Source organism: Corynebacterium sp. 74A (genome assembly GCF_008930665.1).
In the GTDB taxonomy this organism is placed as follows: Bacteria; Actinomycetota; Actinomycetes; order Mycobacteriales; family Mycobacteriaceae; genus Corynebacterium; species Corynebacterium megadyptis.
The window spans coordinates 72,742-91,704 of the sequence record NZ_PQMG01000007.1 but is presented as its reverse complement, the minus strand read 5'-3'; the positions used below and the strand labels follow the sequence as shown (position 1 = coordinate 91,704).

The following is an 18,963-nucleotide window of genomic DNA, read 5'->3' as shown; positions in this document are numbered from 1 at the left end:
CGTATTAGGACTCGAGCGGCTGCGGCTCGATCTTCCATACCTCTTCTGCGTAGTCGCGGATGGTGCGGTCAGAGGAGAAACGGCCGGAGGAGGTGATGTTGATCCATGCCTTCTCGGACCACGCCTGCTGATCGGCATAGTCTGCGGCTATGCGGTCGCGGGTGGCGCGGTAGTCGGCGAAATCGCCCAGCAGGTAATAGACGTCCGCCGGCTCCCAGTTGTTGGAGTTCAACAGCGACCAGTGGAGATCGTGGAACCAGCCGGAGCCGGAATCGTCCAGAGTACCGTCGACAAGCGCATCGAGCACCCGCTTCAGCCCGGGCACAGTTTCATACTCATGCCGCGGGTCATAGCTCTTGCGCAGCTCGGGAAGCTCCTCTTCCTTTGCGCCAAAGATATAGGCATTGTCATCGCCCACCGAGTCGAGGATCTCCACATTGGCGCCATCCAGGGTACCCAAGGTGAGCGCGCCGTTCATCATGAACTTCATATTGGAGGTACCCGAGGCCTCCTTACCGGCGGTGGAGATCTGCTCGGACACATCGGCGGCGGGAATGATCTTCTCAGCGGGGGAGACGTTGTAGTTCTCCACGAACACCACCTTGATGGTGTCATTCACCGCGGGATCATTGTTCACCATACGGCCCACCTCGTTGATGAGCTTGATGATGGCCTTGGCGCGCACATAGCCCGGGGCGGCCTTCGCACCGAAGATGAAGACGCGCTTCGGCACCTCCAGCTCCGGGTTGTCCTTGATGCGGAAGTACAGATCCAGCACATAGAAGATATTGAGCAGCTGGCGCTTGTACTCGTGGAGGCGCTTGATCTGCACATCGAAGATGGCGTCCGGGTCGATCTCCACGCCGCTGCGGTTGCGGATCCACTCCGCAAAGTCCACCTTGTTGGCGTGCTTGATCTCACTCAGGCGCTGGTAGATCTCCGGGGTGCCCTTCTCGCGATAGTCGGCGAGAACATCCAGCTGTCGCACCCACTCATCCGAGCCGGTGACCTCAGTGAGCAGCTGCGCCAAGCGCGGGTTGCACTGGTTGAGCCAGCGGCGCGGGGTGACACCATTGGTCTTATTGTTGAACTTCTCCGGCCAGATGTCGTGCCACTCGCCCAAGGTTTCGCGCTTGATGATCTCGGTGTGCAATGCGGCCACGCCGTTGATGGAGTAGGCGGCATAGCAGGCGATCCACGCCATGTGCACCGAGTTATTGGAGACCGGCGCCATGTAGTCGATGGTCTCCTGGGACAGGCCGCGCTCGGCCATGTCGATGCGGAAGCGGCGATCGATCTCGCGCACGATCTCCATGATGCGCGGGAAGAGACGATCGAAGATCGAGCACTCCCACGTCTCCAGGGCTTCGGCCAGCACCGTGTGGTTGGTGTAGGCGAAAGTCTCGGACACGATATCCCAGGCCTTCTCCCAGCCCATGCCGTGCACGTCCATGAGCAGGCGCATGAGCTCCGGGATGCCGAGCACCGGGTGGGTGTCATTGAGCTGCACCGAGTTGTACTTAGCGAAGGTGGAAAGATCGCCGTGTTGGGCCAGGTGGTTCTCCACAATCTCCTGCAGGGAGGCGGAGACAAAGAAGTACTGTTGGCGCACGCGCAGCACCTTGCCCTCGAAGGTGGTGTCGTTGGGGTAGAGCACGCGCGAGATGTCCATCACGGCTTCGCGGCCCACGATGGCGTCGGTGAAGCGCTGGGAGTTGAAGGCATCGTAGTCGAACTCCTGCATCGGCTCGGCCTTCCACAGCCGCAGGGTGCCCACATTGTCGGTGCCATAGCCGGTGATCGGCATGTCATAGGGCACGGCGCGAACCTGCATGTCGTTATAACTAATGATGCGCTGTTCGTGGATGCGGCGAATGATGAAGGGGTAGCGCTCCTCCATCCAGGAATCCGGGTGCTCGGTCTGGAAACCATTATCGAACTCCTGCTTGAACAGGCCATAGCGGTAGAGAATGCCATAGCCCACCACCGGCAGGTCTTGGGTGGCGCAGGAATCCAAGAAGCACGCGGCAAGACGCCCCAGGCCGCCATTGCCTAGTGCGGCGTCCGGCTCCTCTTCCAGCACCTCAGAGAGGTTCAAGCCATAGTTCTTGGCGGTGGCGGCGGCCTCATCGAACAACCCCAGGTTAAGCAGGTTATTCAGCAGGGCGCGGCCCATGAGGAACTCGGCAGACAGATAGTGCTGCCGGCGGCCCTTCTTATACAGCTCGGTGGTGGCCGCCCAGTTCTCAGCCAGGGCGTCCATTACCGTGGCGGACAGCCCCTGCCAGAACTCCATGGTGGTGGAGTCCGTGGGGGTGCGGCCAGATACCGAGCGGATATGCCCGCCGGCTGCCTCGTGGAATGTCTGCGTCATCTCTATAAACCTTCTCTCACACTATGGGTAAATCAACGCAGACCACCTTAGCTGAGAGCCAGCTACTTGTAGAGTTGTCGCGAGCCGCAGGCCCATGGATATTACCCAGCTCACAACCTGTGACGTCGTGGAGATACACAGCAGCGCCCGCCACCACCTACGCAAGGGGCGGCAACGGGCGCGATGTGAGCTGTGGCTGATGCCTAGATCTCGTATTCCGGGTGGGCATGGCGCACCATGTCATCCCACTCCACAATCTTCTTGCGTTCGCGGCCCTCGGCTTCACCGGCGGCGCGCTCGGCGGCATCCAGGTTATGCCAGCCCGCCCAGGTGGTATAGGGCACCTTGCGTTCCTCGAGCAGCTCAATAATGGCATTCTCGCCCGGGTGGGCGGGGGCCTCGAGGGTGCCGGCCTCATAGTCCTTAAGCAGCATAGCGGTGGTTTCCTTGGCATCGGACTTGGTATTGCCGATCAGTCCCACGGGGCCGCGCTTGATCCAGCCGGTGGTGTACAGCTTCGGCAGGGGCTCGCCGGTCTCGGAGTCCAGTACGTGGCCGCCATCGTTGGGGATCACCGCGCGCTGGGAGTCGAAGGGTACATCCTTCACCTCATCGGACCGATAGCCGATGGCGTGGTACACGGCCTGGGCCGGCCACACGGTGTACTCGCCGGTGCCGGTGACCCCACCATTGCCGTCGAGCTGCATGCGCTCGGTCTTCAGGCCGCTCACGTGCCCATCCTCGCCGAGGATTTCCACGGGGGACTCGAAGAAGTGGATGTAGAGCTTGTGCGGCGCATCTTGGGGATCACGGATGGCGTATTGCTCCAAGGTGGAGCACACGAGATCCTGCGACTTGGAGGTGCGGCGGGCCTCGATGGAGGCTTCGTCGTAGTCAATATCCTCCGGGTTCACCACAACCTCGATGGTGGGGGAGTGGTCCAGCTCCTTCAGTTCCAGCGGGGTGAACTTGGCCTGGGCGGGGCCGCGACGGCCAAAGATGTGCACCTCGCGGGCCTGGTTGGCCTTGAGGTTGTCATAGACATTGTCCGGAATCTCGGTTACGTGCAGCTCATCGCCGGTCTTTGCCAAGATGCGGGCGATATCGAGGGCCACGTTGCCCACGCCGATCACGGCCACCTGCTCGGCGTCGAGGTTCCAATTGCGCTCGAAGTCCGGGTTACCGTCATAAAAGCCCACGAACTCGCCGGCGCCATAGGCCTCGGGCAGGTCCGCGCCGGGCACCTCGAGGGCGCGGTCGCCGGTAGCGCCGGTGGAGAAGATGATGGCGTCATAGAAATCGCGGAGCTCATCGACGGTGACGGTGCTGCCCACCTCGATATTGCCGAGCAGGCGCAGCTGCGGCTTATCCAGCACGCGGTGCAGCGATTGGACGATGCCCTTAATGCGCGGATGATCCGGGGCCACGCCATAGCGGATCAGGCCGAAGGGGGCGGGCATCCGCTCGAAGAGGTCGATGGAGACCTCGTGACCGGACTTCATGAGTAGGTCAGAGGCGTAAATGCCGGCGGGGCCGGCGCCAACTACGGCGACGCGAATCGGGCGAGACATCGTATCCTTCACTTGTGCTGGTTGGGGGCGTTATCTGCGGCGTCGCCGGCGCAGAGAAAGGGGGCGGCGGCGACGCTAATCCGCATTTACCTTACGCTGGGCAAACACAAACTGCCAGTGGCCTGCGTCGTGGCGTGTCAGGCAAGCCTCACTCCGCCATGGTGTGTGTTTCGCCACAAATATAGTGTGGGTAGGTGCGTGCACTCGCCTGATATGTCCAGCGCGCACCGGTATTGTGTGTCCCAGTAAGGTTTAGCAGCCTAATCGATAGATGTACTACGTTGCCGCTAGACTTATGCGGTGAATCACATACAACGAATCACAAGCGATGTGCCAGAAGGAAAGGCTCGATTATGACCGCCGTACTGTTGAGTGCCCTTGGTGTCAATCTCGCCACCTATGATCCCACTCTTCTCGCCCAGCATCTCAACCTTAAGCCCCAATCGCTTATCGAGGGCGCCCCGCAGCTGTCCACCGTGCTCGGTAGCAGCTATCCCGAGGACGCCCTGTTGTGCGGCACCGGCGATCTCGATTTTGATGCCCGCGCTGCCGCCGGCCTCGGCCTGCCATTGCTCGTGCTCGCCGACGCCCCCGCCGCCACCATCGAGCTGGCCACCAAAAAAGCAGCCGACCATCACGCGCCCGCTGCCGCAGTGTTCGCGTCGGGCGAGGAGGCCTCTATTAATAAGGAGGAGTTAGTTGCTACGGAGCCGGTGATGAGCCCCGAGCTCTTCGAGCACTCCCTGCTGCAGCAGGCCCGCGCCATCGGTGCGCGGATCGTGCTGCCCGAGGGCGATGATGATCGCGTGTTGCAGGCCGCCGCGCAGCTGCTCGCCGCCGAGGTGTGCGAGCTGACCATTCTGGGCGATCCGGAGGATATTTCTTCCCGCGCCGCCGCGGCAGGGCTGGATCTCTCCCGCGCCGAGCTGGTGAATCCGCTCACCACCCCCCGCGCCGAGGACTATGCCGCCGAGTTTGCTCAGCTGCGCGCCAAGAAGGGCGTGACTATCGAGCAGGCCCGCGAGCAGATGAGGGACGTCTCCTATTTCGCCACCATGATGGTGCACTGCGGCGACGCCGATGGCATGGTCTCGGGCGCGGCTCACACCACCGCCGAGACGATTCGTCCCGCCCTGCAGATCATTAAAACCACCCCGGATGCCTCCGTGGTCTCCTCCGTGTTCTTCATGGTGCTGCCCGGCCGGATCTGGGCCGTGGGCGATTGCGCGGTGAACCTGAACCCCACCGCCGAGCAGCTGGGCGAGATCGCCGCGATTTCCGCGCGCACCGCCCGCCAATTCGGCCTCGACCCCAAGGTGGCCGTGCTGTCCTATTCCACCGGCTCCTCCGGTGCCGGCCCCGATGTGGATCGCGCCGTGGCTGCCGTGGAGGCCGCCCGGGGCATCGACCCAGAGTTATCCATCGACGGCCCGCTGCAGTTCGACGCCGCCATCACCGCCTCCGTCGCAGCCAAGAAGGCCCCGGAGTCCCCGGTGGCCGGCGCGGCGAATGTGTTGATCTTCCCCGATCTTGAGGCGGGCAATATCAGCTACAAGGCTATTCAGCGCACCGCTGGCGCCCTGGCCGTGGGCCCGGTGCTCCAGGGGCTGAACGCACCCGTCAATGATCTTTCCCGCGGCGCGACGGTGCCCGATATCGTCAATACCGTGGCCATTACCGCCATCCAGACCGGAGGACACCGCTAACTATGAGCTACTCTCTCGTTCTTAACTCTGGCTCCTCCTCCATCAAATTCCAGCTGGTGGATCCCGCCTCCCACGCCCAAGATGAGCCTTTTGCCTCTGGGCTGGTGGAGCAGATCGGGGAGGACTCCGGCCGCGTCACCCTCAAACACCTGGGGGACAAGCATGTGGTGGAGGCGCCGATTCCCGATCACTCGGTGGGGCTGAAGCTGGCCTTCGACCTCATGCGCGAGCATGGCTGCGGCATTGAGGATGTGGACATCTCCGCAGTGGGCCACCGCGTGGTGCACGGCGGGCTGGTGTTCTCCCAGCCGGTGATCCTCACCGATGAGGTCATCAGCATGGTCCGCGATCTCATCCCGCTCGCCCCGCTGCATAACCCGGCGAATATCGACGGCATCGAGGTGGCGCAGTCGCTGCTGCCGGACATCCCGCACGTGGGCGTGTTCGACACCGGTTTCTTCCATTCGCTGCCGCCCGCAGCCGCCCTCTACGCCATCAACAACGAGGTAGCTGGCGAGTATGGGGTGCGCCGCTATGGCTTCCATGGCACCAGTCACGAATATGTGTCGCAGCATGTGCCGGCGTTGCTCGATAAACCCGCCGATATGGTCAATCAGATCACCCTGCACCTGGGCAATGGTGCCTCCTGTGCGGCTATTCGCGGCGGGCTGGCCATCGACACCTCCATGGGGCTGACCCCGCTGGCCGGTCTGGTGATGGGTACCCGCTCGGGTGATATTGATCCCGGCATCGTCTTCCACTTGGCCCGCCAGGCGAATATGAGCATCGATGAGATCGATGAGCTGCTCAACCGCAAGTCCGGTGTGAAGGGCATCGCCGGGGTGAATGATTTCCGCGTGCTGCGCGAGCGCATCGAAGAAGGCGATGATGACGCCTGGCTGGCCTACAATATCTACATCCACCAGCTGCGCCGCTATATCGGCTCCTACATGGTGGCCTTGGGCCGCGTGGACGCCATTACCTTCACTGCCGGTGTGGGAGAAAACGACAAATTCGTCCGTGCCGATGCGCTAGAGAACCTCGAGTGGTTTGGCATCAAGATCGATCCCGAGCGCAATGAGCTGCCGAATGACGGCCCGCGTGAGATCTCTGCCGATGATTCTCAGGTGAAGGTTTTTGTGGTTCCCACTAACGAGGAACTCGCCATCGCCCGCTACGCAGATCAATTGGCGCAGAACAGCTAGCACCAAAAAGCACTGTGGCGGTACCGAAAGGGTACCGCCACAGTCGTGTATTTAGCTGTGTTCTTGGGTGTGTAGCTTGAATAGGCCATTGGCCCAGAACATGCAGGAGAGGGCGAGCATGATGCCCAGTACTCCCCCCATGTTGAAGAGGCCAGTGACCACGATAAACCACACGGAGCAGACCACCGCCAGCAGCGCAGAGAATCTCACTGTCAGGCACATTGCTCGGAGGAAGCGCGTGGTCGACCACCCAGTGATGGACAGATACAGGGAGTACACAATGAGTGCGGTGACGCTCAAGCCCGCGAGAAGAAAACACACGGAATAGGGCAGACCGCCGTTGTGGACCTTGCTGGCTGTATCCAGCTCTTCTTTTACCGTGATGGCCGCAGAAATACCAAGCAGGGCGCAGGCCAGGGCGAAAAAGGAACCTGAGATGAGTGGCCCTTCACGTAGCATCGGCTGAACGTTCTCCTTGTGGTTCTTGGAGGATAGCGAGTATCCCAAACGGTTGAGTATCCGAATCGCCCTGTGGCGCGTGGTTTCCGGAGGTTGCTTTCGGTAGTGAGCTAAGTCAAACATTACCTGTGGGGGATGCGAGAGAATCCGGCGTGGCCTGTTGGTTTTCCCCTCTATGGGGTGGTGCGGCTGTGCCTATCCACGGGCCGCCTCGTGGCCTCTACAGCCAAGTGGTGGGGCGCACTTTATTGGCCATGTCGATGAGCTCATAGCGATGCAGGGTGTGGTGGGCGCTGCGGGCCAGGCCACGGAGCCAGCGAGCAAGGCCGTAGCGCAGACCGGTTTGGGTGAAGGGGTCGTCGAAAAGCTCATTGGGCGAGCATGCCTCACTGAGGTCATTGCTACGCAGCCAGTAGAGCCCGGCGGCCGTGACTGCAGCCTGGAGCTGTAGGTAGCGGGGCTCGTTGGTGGGGATCTGTTCCAAGCGGCGGGCGGCGCGGCGGATGGCGGACTCGGTGGATTCCCCAGAAATGAGCATCATGATGGTGCTCAGCTGCGCCATACGCTGATGCCGTGAGGCCTGCGGTACCCGATCGAGCGCCGCCACCGCCAAGTTGGTCTGGCCCTCGGCATAGAGCTGCCGGGCCAGGCCGAAGGCCGAACTCACCGTAGTGGGGTTGGTGGCCCACACCAGTTGATAGAGCTGAATAGTGTGAAAGCGCAGCTTCGCCGGCACGCTCGTGACATAGTTCCAGTCATCGCTAATGGAGCTCATCTGCTCCGGTGTCACCTCCGCCGCATCGGGGCCGAGGAGCGCGGCCTTCAGCGCGGTGTCGCTGAGCAGGGCGACATGGTCGTGGGAGCTTTCCTGCAGCAGCATGTCATTGACCGCCGCCAGCGCCAGCTTCGGCGCCGGCTCCCCGGGCAGGATGTGCAGCACTTGGTTGAAATGCCGTTGCGCGGCCAAGAGATCCCCGGTGAGCATGGTGGTCACCCCAGAAAACCACTGGTGGCGCCAATCGTTGCCGAGTCGTTCTTCCAGCGACTCCAGCCAGGATTTCGCCTCGTCCCGGAAACCCAAGTCCAAAAGGGCGCGCACCACCCCGAGGGGGATCTCGGTGGAGTGTTCATACTCGCTAGACTGCATGGCTTGGTGGAGGGTCTCCAGGGTCTCTGTGGGCTCGGAATAGGAGCTACCCGAGAGCAGCGCCGCCCCAGGATCGGAACGATCAATCAGTGGCACCGGTAGCGCCGAGATCACCTCGTCCGGGGTGATGCGCACCGTGCGGTCCACGCCATCAATGAGCTGATCGGTTTGGAACACCAGATGCTTGGTGCCGAAGGTTGTACGCTGCGGGGAAAAGGCCGAATGGTGCGAGGGGTATTGGATGTCATCGCGAATGGCGAGGATTTCCCGCAGCACACCATAGAGCTGGATTTCCAGCTGGGAGATGTCCGTGAAGCGCTGGGCGGGATCCTCGTGGGTACAGCGCAGCAGCAGCCGGTAGAAGCTCAAGTAGCGGCGCAGCAGCGGTTCCGCGGTGGGGGAGGGGATCCCTGGCTCGTACACGCCCTCGCTCATCGGCAGGGGCAGTGTGAGCGCGGCCAGGGTGCGTCCGATGGTGTAGATGTCCGAGGCCACCGATGGCCCCTCGGTGGCGACCTCGGGGGCCTGAAAACCCTTGGTGCCATAGATATAGCCGAAGGCCCCGATGCCGGAGACCGCGCCGAGATCAATAAGCTTGACTTGGTCCTCGGCGACGATGATGTTATCCGGCTTGAGGTCGTTGTACACCACGCCGCGGGAGTGCAGATAGGCCAGCGCCGGCAGCACTTCGAGGATATAGCCGATGGCCACGTCGATATCGATGGTGCCGCCGGAGCGCTTCGCCCGGTCCCGCAGCGAGGGCCCGCCCACGAACTCCATCACAATGAAGCCGCCATCCACCCGCGGATCGTCGATGAAGTTGAAGATCTTCACAATCGCCGGGTGGGTGATATCCGCCAAGAATTCGCGCTCGGCCTCGGCCACCCCCTGCGAGGGGTGCGAGGTCTCCACCATCATGCCTTTGAGCACCACCCAGCGGCCCGAGACGTTGCTGTCCTCGGCGAGATACACCCAGCCCATGCCGCCGTGGGCGATCACGCCCAGCACGGTGTACTGGTTGGCCACCACATCGCCGGGGCTGAGCGCGGGCGGCTCGGTGCCGTTGGCGATGTCCTCGCTGGGGTCAATGAGGGCCCGTTCGGGATCGTGCAAGGGCACGAAGGGAAGTTGCACCATGCCCTCGGCCACCAGCCGGCCCACACGGGTATGGGTGCGCCGCTCGCGGAAGGTGGACAGCGCCTCGCGGCGGCTGCGCTCGGAGGGGTCGTCCTGCACTTTGGTGGGGGCGGTGGGCTGATTCGGCCCATCGCGCAGCGCCCCGAGGTCCGCGAGCAGCGCCTGAATGGAGCTATCGGAATCGAGCTCCTGCTCCTCCTCGCCATCGTCCGCGAAGGGGTCAAAGGGCACGGCCTCGGTGCCCATGACGGGATAGTCTTCATCGCTCATCAGCGTTCTCCCTCCTCATCCACATAGTGGGGCGTGGGCGGAGACACCGAGGTTTGGTAGGGGCCGAGGGTCTGCGCATACATGTCTTGCCACGTGCCATCGCTGATAATGCGCTCGATCGTGGAATTGACTTGCCGCACCAGCCCCGTGGTGTCGTGGCCTTTCTCGGCCGGCGGGATGCCCACCCCATAGCTTTCCTTATCAATGGGCCGGCCCACGATCTCCGTGGTGGGGTCTTGGGCGGCGATGCCGGCGAGAATCGAATCATCCCCCACCACGGCATCCACCTGGTCCTGTTGCAGGGCCACGAGGCAATCCGCCCAGTTCCGCACGCGCAGAATATCGGCGTTGGGCGCATAGGTGCGGGTGTGCTGCAGTGCCGTGGACTCGTCCACTACGCAGACGCTGCGCCCATGGAGTGAGTCCACCCCCGTGGTACCGGAGCCCTTGTGCACCAGCACCCGAGTTTGGGAGGTGAAATAGGGCGCCGAGAACTCCACCTTCCCCTGGCGTTTGGGGGTGATCGTCATGGTACGGATCACCATGTCCACGGTGCCGCTATCCAGCGCCGAGACCCGATCAGAGGCGTCGATGAAGCGAAAATCTACGGCATCGGGATCGTCGAAGATATCGCGGGCGATCTCCCGCGCGAGGTCTATCTCGAAACCGGAGAGTTCCCCCGTGGCGGGATCGCGGTAGGAGAGCAGGTTCTGGGATTGGTCTACGCCCACGATCAGATAGCCGCGCTGCACAATGTCCGGAACGCGCTCCTCGGGGGTGCGCTTATCGGGGCGCAGGGAGGCAAAGCTCTCGGCTTCGTCTACCTGCACCGGCGGCTGGCTGCCGGCCTTTTCCCACTGGGCGCCGGCGGGAAAGGAGCGCTGTTCATGCGCCAGCTCCTGCACCCACGTGGGGGCGGGGTTGCGCTCGGGTTCCACATCGGAGCACCCGGCGATCCCGGCGCTCAGAACAAGGCCCAGCGCCAGAAGGCGGCGGTGCGGTGCGGGCGGGCGCATCAGAGGAACTCCAAGAGTCGGGGGCGAATACCTATCCACACCAGTACCACAGAGAGCACGGAGCAGATACTCACCATGATGGCGAGCAGGCGGGTGGCGCGCAGGCCATCGGCAATATAGTCGCGCATGGTGGCGCGGGCATCGCTGATGAGCGTGGAGAGGTTTGCATCGAGCTCATCGAAGGCGGTGGCCGCGGAGCGGGGATGATTACCGAGGGTCACATCGAGGGCGGTGTCATAGTTGCCGGAGGACTGGGCGTCGCGCAGCCGCTCGTGATACACCCGCCACTGCTCCACGGACTGCTCGGCTCGGTTGGTGGCCATCTGATCTTGCGCGGAGTCCAGCAGGGGCGAGGAGCGATAGCTGTCGATCGCGTTATCGATGCGGTCCATGCTGGCATAGAACAGAGTGGCATTATCGGCCACGGATTGGCGCCGCACCAACGCCAAGGTTTCTTTGGTGCGGGCCTGCTGCGCGGCGATACGCGCATTGGTTAATTCACTCATCGGCCCGGCCGCTTTATTAAAGCCCTGCTGCCCAGCATTCCACGTGGCCCAATTGGCCGATCCCACCCACAGCAGTGCGGCGAGCATGAGCACGGTGGCAGCGGCAAAACCACGGTTGAGGATGCGGCGGGTGCGGTTATAAAGCCACGCCTGCGCCAGCACCAGCAGCACAAACGCAGCCACCAGCCCAGAGATCGGCACCCATTGGGGGCGGGTGAGGTCCTGCTGCTGCTCGGCCACCGTGGCCGAGGTGAGCTCGTAGAGCCGCGAGGCATTGGGTAGGATCTCGCTGCGCATGAGGCTCGAGGCCTCGGCCAGATAGGCCGTGCCCACTGGGTTACCCATGTTGTAGTTCGCTCGGGCGGTTTCGATCAGCCCGGTGTAGACCGGCAGTTTCTGATTGATAGCGGCCAGCAGGCGCATTTCCTCGCTATTGCTATCGCGTACCTCCCCCATGGTCTGCGCCGCGGCGATACTGGCCTGCGAAATCGCATCATTGTAGCGCTCCCGCACCCGCGGCGAGCCGGCGCGATTCTCCACAAAGCCGGTGGTGGCGGAGGTATCGGCGATGGAGAGCGAGGTATAGAGATTCAGCGCCGAATAACTCATGGGCTCCACATGGTCGAGCAGCTGATTCAGATCGCGCTCTTGATCCTCGGAGGAGCGCGCGATCGACAGCCCCGCCGCCAGCAGCGCCACGCTGAGGATGACGCACATCAGCGTCATAAGCCCAGGCGGGGTGCCCACGAAGCGAATAAAGCGCCGCAGTTGCAGCAGCGGCACATCCACCAATTCGCGGGTGACGTCGGCGAATCGCCGTTCGGCGGGTTCTGGCTGATCGAGCCAGGCATCGCCTTCGCTTGTCGACGTCGCCCTCAACTCCGTGACAGCCTCTGCCACGCTGTCACCCGTGGGGCCGGCTTTCTGGCCCGTACCGGAAAGAGTCATATCCACAAGTCTAGCGAGGATATCTCGCCATACCCAGTACTCGAACTACACTCGCGAACATGGATGGAGACGGAAACGGTTGGAGCCTTGCCCCCGATGGCTCGCGGCGCTGGGGACTCTTTGGCGCGGCGGGGCTTTTTCTCATTGCCTCGCCCCACACCGCGCCCCGGGTATTGCTGCAGCACCGCGCCCAGTGGACGGCCGAGGGCGGAACCTGGGCCCTGCCGGGCGGGGCGCGGGATTCCCACGAAACCGCGGTGGCGGCCGCGTTGCGTGAGGCTCGCGAGGAAACCAGTATCGATACCGCGCAGGTGCAGGTGGTCGACGCCATCACCACGGCGGGGCCGTATGTGTCTGGCTGGAGCTACACCCAGGTGCTGGCCACCTGCCCGCAGCCGCTGCCCACCGCCGGCAATGAGGAATCCGTGGAGCTGCGCTGGGTGCCCTTGGCCGCGCTGGAGTCCTATCCGCTCATGTCGGCTTTCGCGGAGTCGCTTCCCTTGATGCGTTCGGTGATCGCTGCCGGCGGGATGGCGTCGACAAGCTAAGGGCAGCCCTAGCACTGCGGGCGGGGCTGTGCCACACTGTGCTACATGATTGAAGTAACTGGGCTGAGCAAACGCTATGGCTCCACGCTGGCGGTGGATAATCTCACGTTCAGCGTGAAGCCTGGCGTCGTTACCGGATTCCTGGGGCCAAATGGCGCCGGCAAATCCACCACGCTGCGCATGATTCTGGGACTGGATATCCCCAGCTCTGGGCAGGCCACGATCAATGGGCGCACCTACGCCGAGCTAGAGAATCCGCTGCGCACGGTGGGCTCGCTGCTGGATGCGAAGGCGGTGCACCCCAAGCGCAGCGCGGCGAATCACCTGCGCTGGATGGCGGCCTCCAATGGCATCGATACCCGCCGCGTCGACGAGGTACTAGGGCTCGTGGGGCTGAGCGATGTCGCGGGCCGCAAGGCGGGGGGCTTTTCCCTCGGTATGGCACAGCGCCTGGGTCTTGCCGGGGCGCTGCTGGGCGATCCGGAGTATCTCCTGCTCGATGAGCCGGTCAATGGCTTGGATCCGGAAGGTATCCGCTGGGTGCGCACCTTCCTGCGCTCCCTGGCCGAGGAGGGCCGTACCATCCTCGTCAGCTCCCACCTGCTCTCCGAGATGTCCCAGACCGCCGATCACCTGCTGGTGATTGGTCGCGGCCGGCTCGTCTCGGATTCCCCCACCGAGGACTTCATCCGCCAATCCGCGCAGTCGACGGTGCTGGTGCGCACCGACCACCCGCAAGAATTGGCCGCCGCGCTGCAGGAGGAGAATGTCCACGCCGAGCGCTCCCACGACCCCCACGGCCGAGAGATCCTGGTGGTGCAGGAGACCACCACCGATGTGGTGGGCGGGCTGGCCTACTCCATTGGGGTGGCCGTGCACGAACTCACCGAGCAGCGAGGCTCCCTCGAGGATGCCTTCATGCGCAGCACCGGCGACTCCGTGCAATACCAATCCCACACCACCACCGCTGCGCCGCAGCGTCCGGAAGGGGAGATCTAAACCATGTGGAATGCCATTCGTGCAGAGTTCATCAAGCTCACCACCACTAAGTCCTTCTACATCACCTCGCTGCTCTATGTGCTCATCGCCGCCGGTTTGGCCGGTATGTCGGCCTATGGCACACGGCAACTAGCGCAGAATCCCGAATTTGCTGGATCCGAGGTCGAGTTCATCGTCGAGCCCCGCGGCCTGATCTTCACTCTCGATGTCGTTGCCGCCATCGTGATGGTCCAGGCGGTACTCATGGTGACCTCCGAGTACAGCCGCAATCAGTCCACTGCCACCTTCACCGCCATGCCGCGCCGCTGGAGGGTGGCCGCGGCCAAATGCGTGCTCTACGCCGTGGTGGTGGCGATCCTCTCATTCCTCACCCTGATCCTTGTCCTCTACGTGGGCAAAATAATGGGCGGCGAGGCCGCCAGCTCCATGCAGATCTGGGGCGATGACTACGTCCAGCACGCCCTCTGGGCCAAGCCGGTGGCGCTCGTTTTGAGCATCGTTTTTGCCATGGGTTTCGCCTGGTTGTTGCGCAACACCGCCGGCGCCATGTTGGTGGTGCTGGTATGGAGCCTCGGACTCGAGCTCATCCTCGGAAATATGCTGCCGCGGGTGGGTACCTATATCAGCGGCTACGGCCCCTTCAACCATCTCACCGCCTTCCAGACCACCGAGCCCGTCGTCGAGGGCCCAGATTGGGACCCGATTCTCAGCGGCCTCTACTTCGCTGTCTGGGCCGCCGTGATCCTCGTGGCAGGGCTACTGGCGATGAAGAAGCGCGACGCCTAGTTCAGCAGCACATACAGCGCCACCACCGCGCCGGGCAGCGCCAGATAATAGGCCAGCACCGCCGCGGTGCTCAGCGCCGGGTGCGGCTGGGCCACCCCAGCCAGCCAGATGGCGAAACGAATAATGCCGTCCGTGGCCGGCGGGATGAGCATCACCAGCAGCACCCCGACGAGGTTGAAGAGCACATGCACCAAGGCCACCTCGAGGCCCGTGGCCCCAGCCGGCCCCTGTACCGCGAGCGTGGCCATGAGCGTGGTGAGCGTGGTGCCGATATTCGCCCCGAGGGTCAGCGATAGCGCCTCCCGGGTAGTGATGGAGCGCACCGCGGCGAAGGGCACGATTGAGCTGGTCACCGTGGACGAGGAATGAATCAGCGCCGTCAGCGCCGCCCCGGCCGCCACCCCAGTGGCTTGGGAATCGCCCAGGGCCCGCTCCATGAGCGTGCGGGTGGCTTGGGCCATAAGCACATGCAGCTGCCGAGTAGTCAGATAGACAGCGCTGAGCAGCAGCGCCGCCCCCAGCACAAGCACCACCCACGGGGCGGCATGCGCGCCGACAAGCGCCCCGGCAGCACCGCGGGTGCCCACCAATTCCACGAGGGGATCGCTGAGCCGACGCACGAACTCAGCGGTGGGGATTTCCTGGTGGGAGCCCTCGTGGAGGATCTGGGTGCTCAGCCAGTGGCTGCTGCGCTCCAAGGGGTGAAAGAGCAGCTCGAGGGGGAAAAGTACCGCCACACTGGCGCTATTAAAGATGCCCTGCACATTGGCGGTGGCGAAGGCGCTCCGAAACTCCACCGGCGAGCGCACAAAACTCAAGGCCACGATCGCGGAGGTCATCGAGGTGCCAATATTCGCGCCCATGGTTATCGCGATCGCCAAAGGCAAAGGCACCACCCCAGTGGCCACCGCGGCCACGGTCACCGTGGTGATGGTGGTGGAGGATTGCACGACCGCCGTGGCGGCGATACCCAGGCACAGCCCCACCACGGGGTGTGCGGCCGCCGCGACCAGGGTGGCGATGGTGTCGCGGGAGAGCATCGAGGTGGCGTCGCCAAGCAATGCGAGCGCAAAGAGGAGCAGCACCACAGCCCCCGCCACGCCCGACCAGCGCACCGCCATGCCCAAGAGGGAGGGCGCGAGAACATCGGAATCGGAGGTGGTGATCCGCGGATTGCGGGGATGAGTGGTGCCCGGCAGCCGGGTGGGTGAGTCAGCTGCCACCTCGTGAATCCTCCTCCTGCGCTGCCGATTGCTGTGACCTCAACATTAATGGGGGCTGGTGGGAAGCCCTAATTTCCTCCCCCTATGCCAAACCTGAGGTGAGCTTGCAGGCATTATCCAGATACTTGCGCCAGAAACCGCGGGTAGACCACTCCTCGAGCTCAATCTGCGAGGAACTGGCGATGTAGCTATCGGCCAGCTCGCTGAGCCGAGTGGTGAGCGAGCCGCGCGCCACCATCAGCGAGATCTCGTAGTTGAGGTTGAAGCTGCGCATATCCATATTGGACGAGCCCATCACCCCGATGGCATCGCGGTTGGAGGAGGCGGGATCGGCCACCATGAACTTCGAGTGCAGCACATAGGGCTTGGGATAGGTGTGGATGCGCACCCCGGCCTCCAGCAGGGCCTGGTAGTAGCTGGACTGGGCGTGGTGGACGATGAAGTTATCGGCACGCTCGCTGACCAACAGATCCACCTGCACGCCGCGGTAGCAGGCGCTGGTAATGGACTCAAAGAGGGACTCGTCGGGGATGAAATAGGGCGAGCACAGGATCAGCCGCTGCTTAGCGTGGTGGGCGATGGAGTTAAAGAGGCGCAGATTCGGCGAGGTGGGAATACCCGGGCCGGAGGGCACCAGCTGCAAAATATTGATATCCGAGTCCGGTTCCTCCGGCAGCTCCGGGCTGGGTTTTTCCTCTAGCACGTTCAGCGCCTCGCCGGTTTCGAAGTACCAGTCCATGGCGAACACAGCGCGCAGCGAGTTCACCACCGGCCCCTCGAGCTCCACCATGAGATCGATCCAATGGCGATCGGCCTCAATATTGGCGTCCAGTAGATAGCTGGTATCGATGAGGTTTTGCGAGCCCATGAAGGCCACCTCGGAATCCACGATCACCATCTTGCGGTGATTGCGCAGATCCGGGCGACGCCAGCGACCAAACCAGGGCCGCAGCGGGAGCATCACGTGCCACTCCACCCCGATGGAATCCAGCCTCTTGCCCAGCCGCATATAGCCGGGGTACTTCCACGAGCCCACGTGATCAAAGAGCAGCCGCACCTTCACCCCGCGCTGGACGGCGCGTTCGCAGGCGCGGAAGAACGGATCCGTGGTGTCATCCCAGGCAATGATGTAGATCTCGATATGCACATACTCGCTGGCATTATCGATGGCCTCGGCCATGCGGCGCAGGCTGTTGTAATAATCCGGCAGCAGCCCCTTGGTGGTGCCGGTGACGGCGGGGATATTGGTGAGTCGGCGATTGAGCTTGACTATGGATTCCAGCTCCGGGCTGAGCGTGGTGTGCTGCGGATAGTCGGGGGCCTCGGACTGCACGGCCTCAATCGATTGATTGGCCTCCTGCTGCAGCCGGTGACGGCGGCGGTTGATATAGGCCGAGCCCATGAGCAGAAACAGCGGCAGACCCACGATGGGCAGCACCAGAATGATCAGCAGCCACGCTGTCGATGCGGCGGGACGACGCCCTTCCGGCACGATGCCGATGGCCAAGATACGGATGGAGTAGTCGATGATCAGACCCGCCGTCTGCCACCACTCCAAGTGCACGCTAATCACACTCTGCGCCCCCGCTAGTCATAATCCACCACCACAGGCACGTGATCCGAGGCGCCTTTACCGGCGCGCTCCTCGCGATCAACAAAACCGCTGCGGGCGCGGGCCACCAGCGCGGCGGTGGCCACCTGAAAGTCAATGCGCATGCCCTCGTTCTTGGGGAAACGCATGGCCGTATAGTCCCAGTAGCTATAGTCGCCCTCGCTAAAACGGCGGGAGGTTTCTTCCACCCCCTCGCTGCACAGGAACTCGAAGGCGTGGCGCTCTGGTTCGGTGAGATGGGTTTTGCCCGCGAAGAAGGAAGGATCCCACACATCGCTATCGCGGGGAGCGATATTGTAATCGCCCACGAATACCGCCGGGGTGTCCAGGCTGTGGGCATAGGCGCCGAGGGTATAGAGGAAGCGCAGCTTGTAGTCATAGTGCGGGTGGGCGATCTCGCGCCCATTGGGCACATAGAGGCTCCACACCTCCACACCGCCGCAGCTGGCACCGATCGCGCGGGCCTCTACGTCCTGCGGCTGCGCGGGATCATTGTGATAGCCGGGCTGCTGCGGGAAGTGGGTGCGCACATCCGCAATGCCCACGCGGGAGATCAGCGCCACGCCGTTCCACTGATTGAGCCCATAGTGCGCCACCTCGTAGCCGGCCTCGGTGAAGGGATCGGTGGGGAAAGCCTCGTCTTTGACCTTCGTCTCTTGCAGCGCGAGCACGTCCACGTCGTGGCGCTGCAGAAAATCCACGGCACGCTCGATGCGCGTGCGCACGGAGTTGATGTTCCACGTGGCAATTCGCATGCCCACTACAGTAGTCGTTGGAACAACTGGGGGTAATCCGACGTTACAAGGGATAAGAACGGAGATTCGTGCCGTCGACGGCGGCACTTCAATCAAGGAGTGATGCGGTGTTCACGGAGGATGAGTACCTGCGTACTCAGCAGCTGCAGCAGCCGCGGCGGGGCTTTCCTTTCGCGGGGGTGCGCGATGCCATGAGCCCGCCGGTGGCCTATTCCGAGCTGGAGCGCTACCAGGCCTTCGGCCCGGGCCGAAATCGCGGCCGCCGTGATACCTACTGCGCCCCGGCACTGCGGCGTATGGCCGCGCACGCACTCGATGCCGCAGGCGTCACTCTGGCGCTGCTGGCCATGCTTCTTGTCGTGTCCACCGGCAGTGTCAGCACCGTCGCTCTCTTGAGCGTCCTGCTCGGCTGGCCGGCCGCCTATTATCTCTATCAGGTGGCCGGCGATGTCTGCGGCGGCAGCGTGGGCAAGCGGCTACTCGGCCTGCGGGTGGTGGCCCCGGCCGCCCTGCCGGTGAGTATCACCTCTGCTTCTCGACGCAACCTGTGGATCTTGCTCAACTACATCCCCATCGCCGGCCCGGTGGCGGCGCTCGGTGTGGCGGGATGGCTCGGCGCCGATGCCGCCACCGATGCCTTCGGCATGGGCCCGCACGATCGCAGCGCCGAGCTGCGCGTCATCCGCCCCGACTAGCCCCTA

Annotated in this window: 15 protein-coding genes; 6 read left to right on the top strand and 9 right to left on the bottom strand. The window is 63.3% G+C overall.

What is annotated here, in order from left to right:
* Positions 1 to 4 precede the first annotated feature (4 nt).
* Both GBB11_RS10150 and GBB11_RS10145 read right to left on the bottom strand, forming a co-directional pair.
* Positions 5 to 2,374 carry a glycogen/starch/alpha-glucan phosphorylase gene (locus tag GBB11_RS10150; protein ID WP_151549962.1) on the bottom strand — a complete coding sequence of 790 codons (2,370 nt, stop codon included), beginning with the start codon at positions 2,372 to 2,374 and terminating at the stop codon, positions 5 to 7.
* A 203-nt stretch (positions 2,375 to 2,577) separates the two neighbouring features.
* The gene (locus GBB11_RS10145; protein ID WP_151549963.1) at positions 2,578 to 3,945 is read right to left on the bottom strand and encodes an FAD-dependent oxidoreductase; all 1,368 of its coding nucleotides are present in this window, start codon (positions 3,943 to 3,945) and stop codon (positions 2,578 to 2,580) included.
* A 353-nt stretch (positions 3,946 to 4,298) separates the two neighbouring features.
* Between GBB11_RS10145 and pta the strand changes: the two genes are divergently transcribed.
* Both pta and GBB11_RS10135 read left to right on the top strand, forming a co-directional pair.
* On the top strand, positions 4,299 to 5,651 hold the full coding sequence (gene pta / locus GBB11_RS10140; RefSeq protein WP_151549964.1) for a phosphate acetyltransferase: 1,353 nt from the start codon (positions 4,299 to 4,301) through the stop codon (positions 5,649 to 5,651).
* 2 nt (positions 5,652 to 5,653) lie between these two features.
* The gene (locus tag GBB11_RS10135) at positions 5,654 to 6,856 is read left to right on the top strand and encodes an acetate kinase (protein ID WP_151549965.1); all 1,203 of its coding nucleotides are present in this window, start codon (positions 5,654 to 5,656) and stop codon (positions 6,854 to 6,856) included.
* 51 nt (positions 6,857 to 6,907) lie between these two features.
* Here GBB11_RS10135 and GBB11_RS10130 read toward each other — a convergent pair whose 3' ends face one another.
* The 4 genes from GBB11_RS10130 to GBB11_RS10115 all read right to left on the bottom strand — a co-directional run bounded on the left by GBB11_RS10130 (position 6,908) and on the right by GBB11_RS10115 (position 12,339).
* Positions 6,908 to 7,363, bottom strand: a complete 456-nt coding sequence (locus tag GBB11_RS10130; protein WP_151549966.1) for a hypothetical protein — start codon at positions 7,361 to 7,363, stop codon at positions 6,908 to 6,910.
* Between the two features lie 172 nt (positions 7,364 to 7,535).
* Positions 7,536 to 9,869 carry a serine/threonine protein kinase gene (locus GBB11_RS10125; RefSeq protein WP_151549967.1) on the bottom strand — a complete coding sequence of 778 codons (2,334 nt, stop codon included), beginning with the start codon at positions 9,867 to 9,869 and terminating at the stop codon, positions 7,536 to 7,538.
* The gene (locus tag GBB11_RS10120; RefSeq protein ID WP_151549968.1) at positions 9,869 to 10,885 is read right to left on the bottom strand and encodes a glutamate ABC transporter substrate-binding protein; all 1,017 of its coding nucleotides are present in this window, start codon (positions 10,883 to 10,885) and stop codon (positions 9,869 to 9,871) included. The genes GBB11_RS10125 and GBB11_RS10120 overlap by 1 nt, the downstream gene beginning before the upstream one ends.
* A complete protein-coding gene (locus tag GBB11_RS10115; protein ID WP_151549969.1) occupies positions 10,885 to 12,339 on the bottom strand; it encodes a hypothetical protein in 1,455 nt (484 codons plus the stop codon). The genes GBB11_RS10120 and GBB11_RS10115 overlap by 1 nt, the downstream gene beginning before the upstream one ends.
* Positions 12,340 to 12,398: 59 nt before the next feature.
* On the opposite strand from GBB11_RS10115, the gene GBB11_RS10110 reads away from it, so the two are divergent.
* The 3 genes from GBB11_RS10110 to GBB11_RS10100 are packed head-to-tail and all read left to right on the top strand — an operon-like array spanning position 12,399 to position 14,672.
* Positions 12,399 to 12,887 (top strand): NUDIX hydrolase, encoded by a 489-nt coding sequence (locus GBB11_RS10110; protein ID WP_151549970.1) that lies wholly within the window; start codon positions 12,399 to 12,401, stop codon positions 12,885 to 12,887.
* 45 nt (positions 12,888 to 12,932) lie between these two features.
* Positions 12,933 to 13,886 carry an ABC transporter ATP-binding protein gene (locus GBB11_RS10105; RefSeq protein WP_151549971.1) on the top strand — a complete coding sequence of 318 codons (954 nt, stop codon included), beginning with the start codon at positions 12,933 to 12,935 and terminating at the stop codon, positions 13,884 to 13,886.
* A 3-nt stretch (positions 13,887 to 13,889) separates the two neighbouring features.
* The gene (locus tag GBB11_RS10100; RefSeq protein WP_151549972.1) at positions 13,890 to 14,672 is read left to right on the top strand and encodes an ABC transporter permease subunit; all 783 of its coding nucleotides are present in this window, start codon (positions 13,890 to 13,892) and stop codon (positions 14,670 to 14,672) included.
* Here GBB11_RS10100 and GBB11_RS10095 read toward each other — a convergent pair.
* The 3 genes from GBB11_RS10095 to GBB11_RS10085 all read right to left on the bottom strand — a co-directional run bounded on the left by GBB11_RS10095 (position 14,669) and on the right by GBB11_RS10085 (position 18,262).
* Positions 14,669 to 15,895 (bottom strand): Na/Pi symporter, encoded by a 1,227-nt coding sequence (locus GBB11_RS10095; protein ID WP_151549973.1) that lies wholly within the window; start codon positions 15,893 to 15,895, stop codon positions 14,669 to 14,671. The two genes, GBB11_RS10100 and GBB11_RS10095, sit on opposite strands and share 4 nt — an antisense overlap.
* Positions 15,896 to 15,977: 82 nt before the next feature.
* The gene (cls, locus tag GBB11_RS10090; protein ID WP_151549974.1) at positions 15,978 to 17,468 is read right to left on the bottom strand and encodes a cardiolipin synthase; all 1,491 of its coding nucleotides are present in this window, start codon (positions 17,466 to 17,468) and stop codon (positions 15,978 to 15,980) included.
* 14 nt (positions 17,469 to 17,482) lie between these two features.
* Positions 17,483 to 18,262: an exodeoxyribonuclease III gene (locus GBB11_RS10085; protein WP_151549975.1), complete on the bottom strand. Its 780-nt coding sequence runs from the start codon at positions 18,260 to 18,262 to the stop codon at positions 17,483 to 17,485.
* Positions 18,263 to 18,369: 107 nt separating this feature from the next.
* On the opposite strand from GBB11_RS10085, the gene GBB11_RS10080 reads away from it, so the two are divergent.
* A complete protein-coding gene (locus GBB11_RS10080) occupies positions 18,370 to 18,957 on the top strand; it encodes an RDD family protein (RefSeq protein WP_151549976.1) in 588 nt (195 codons plus the stop codon).
* Positions 18,958 to 18,963: the final 6 nt, after the last annotated feature.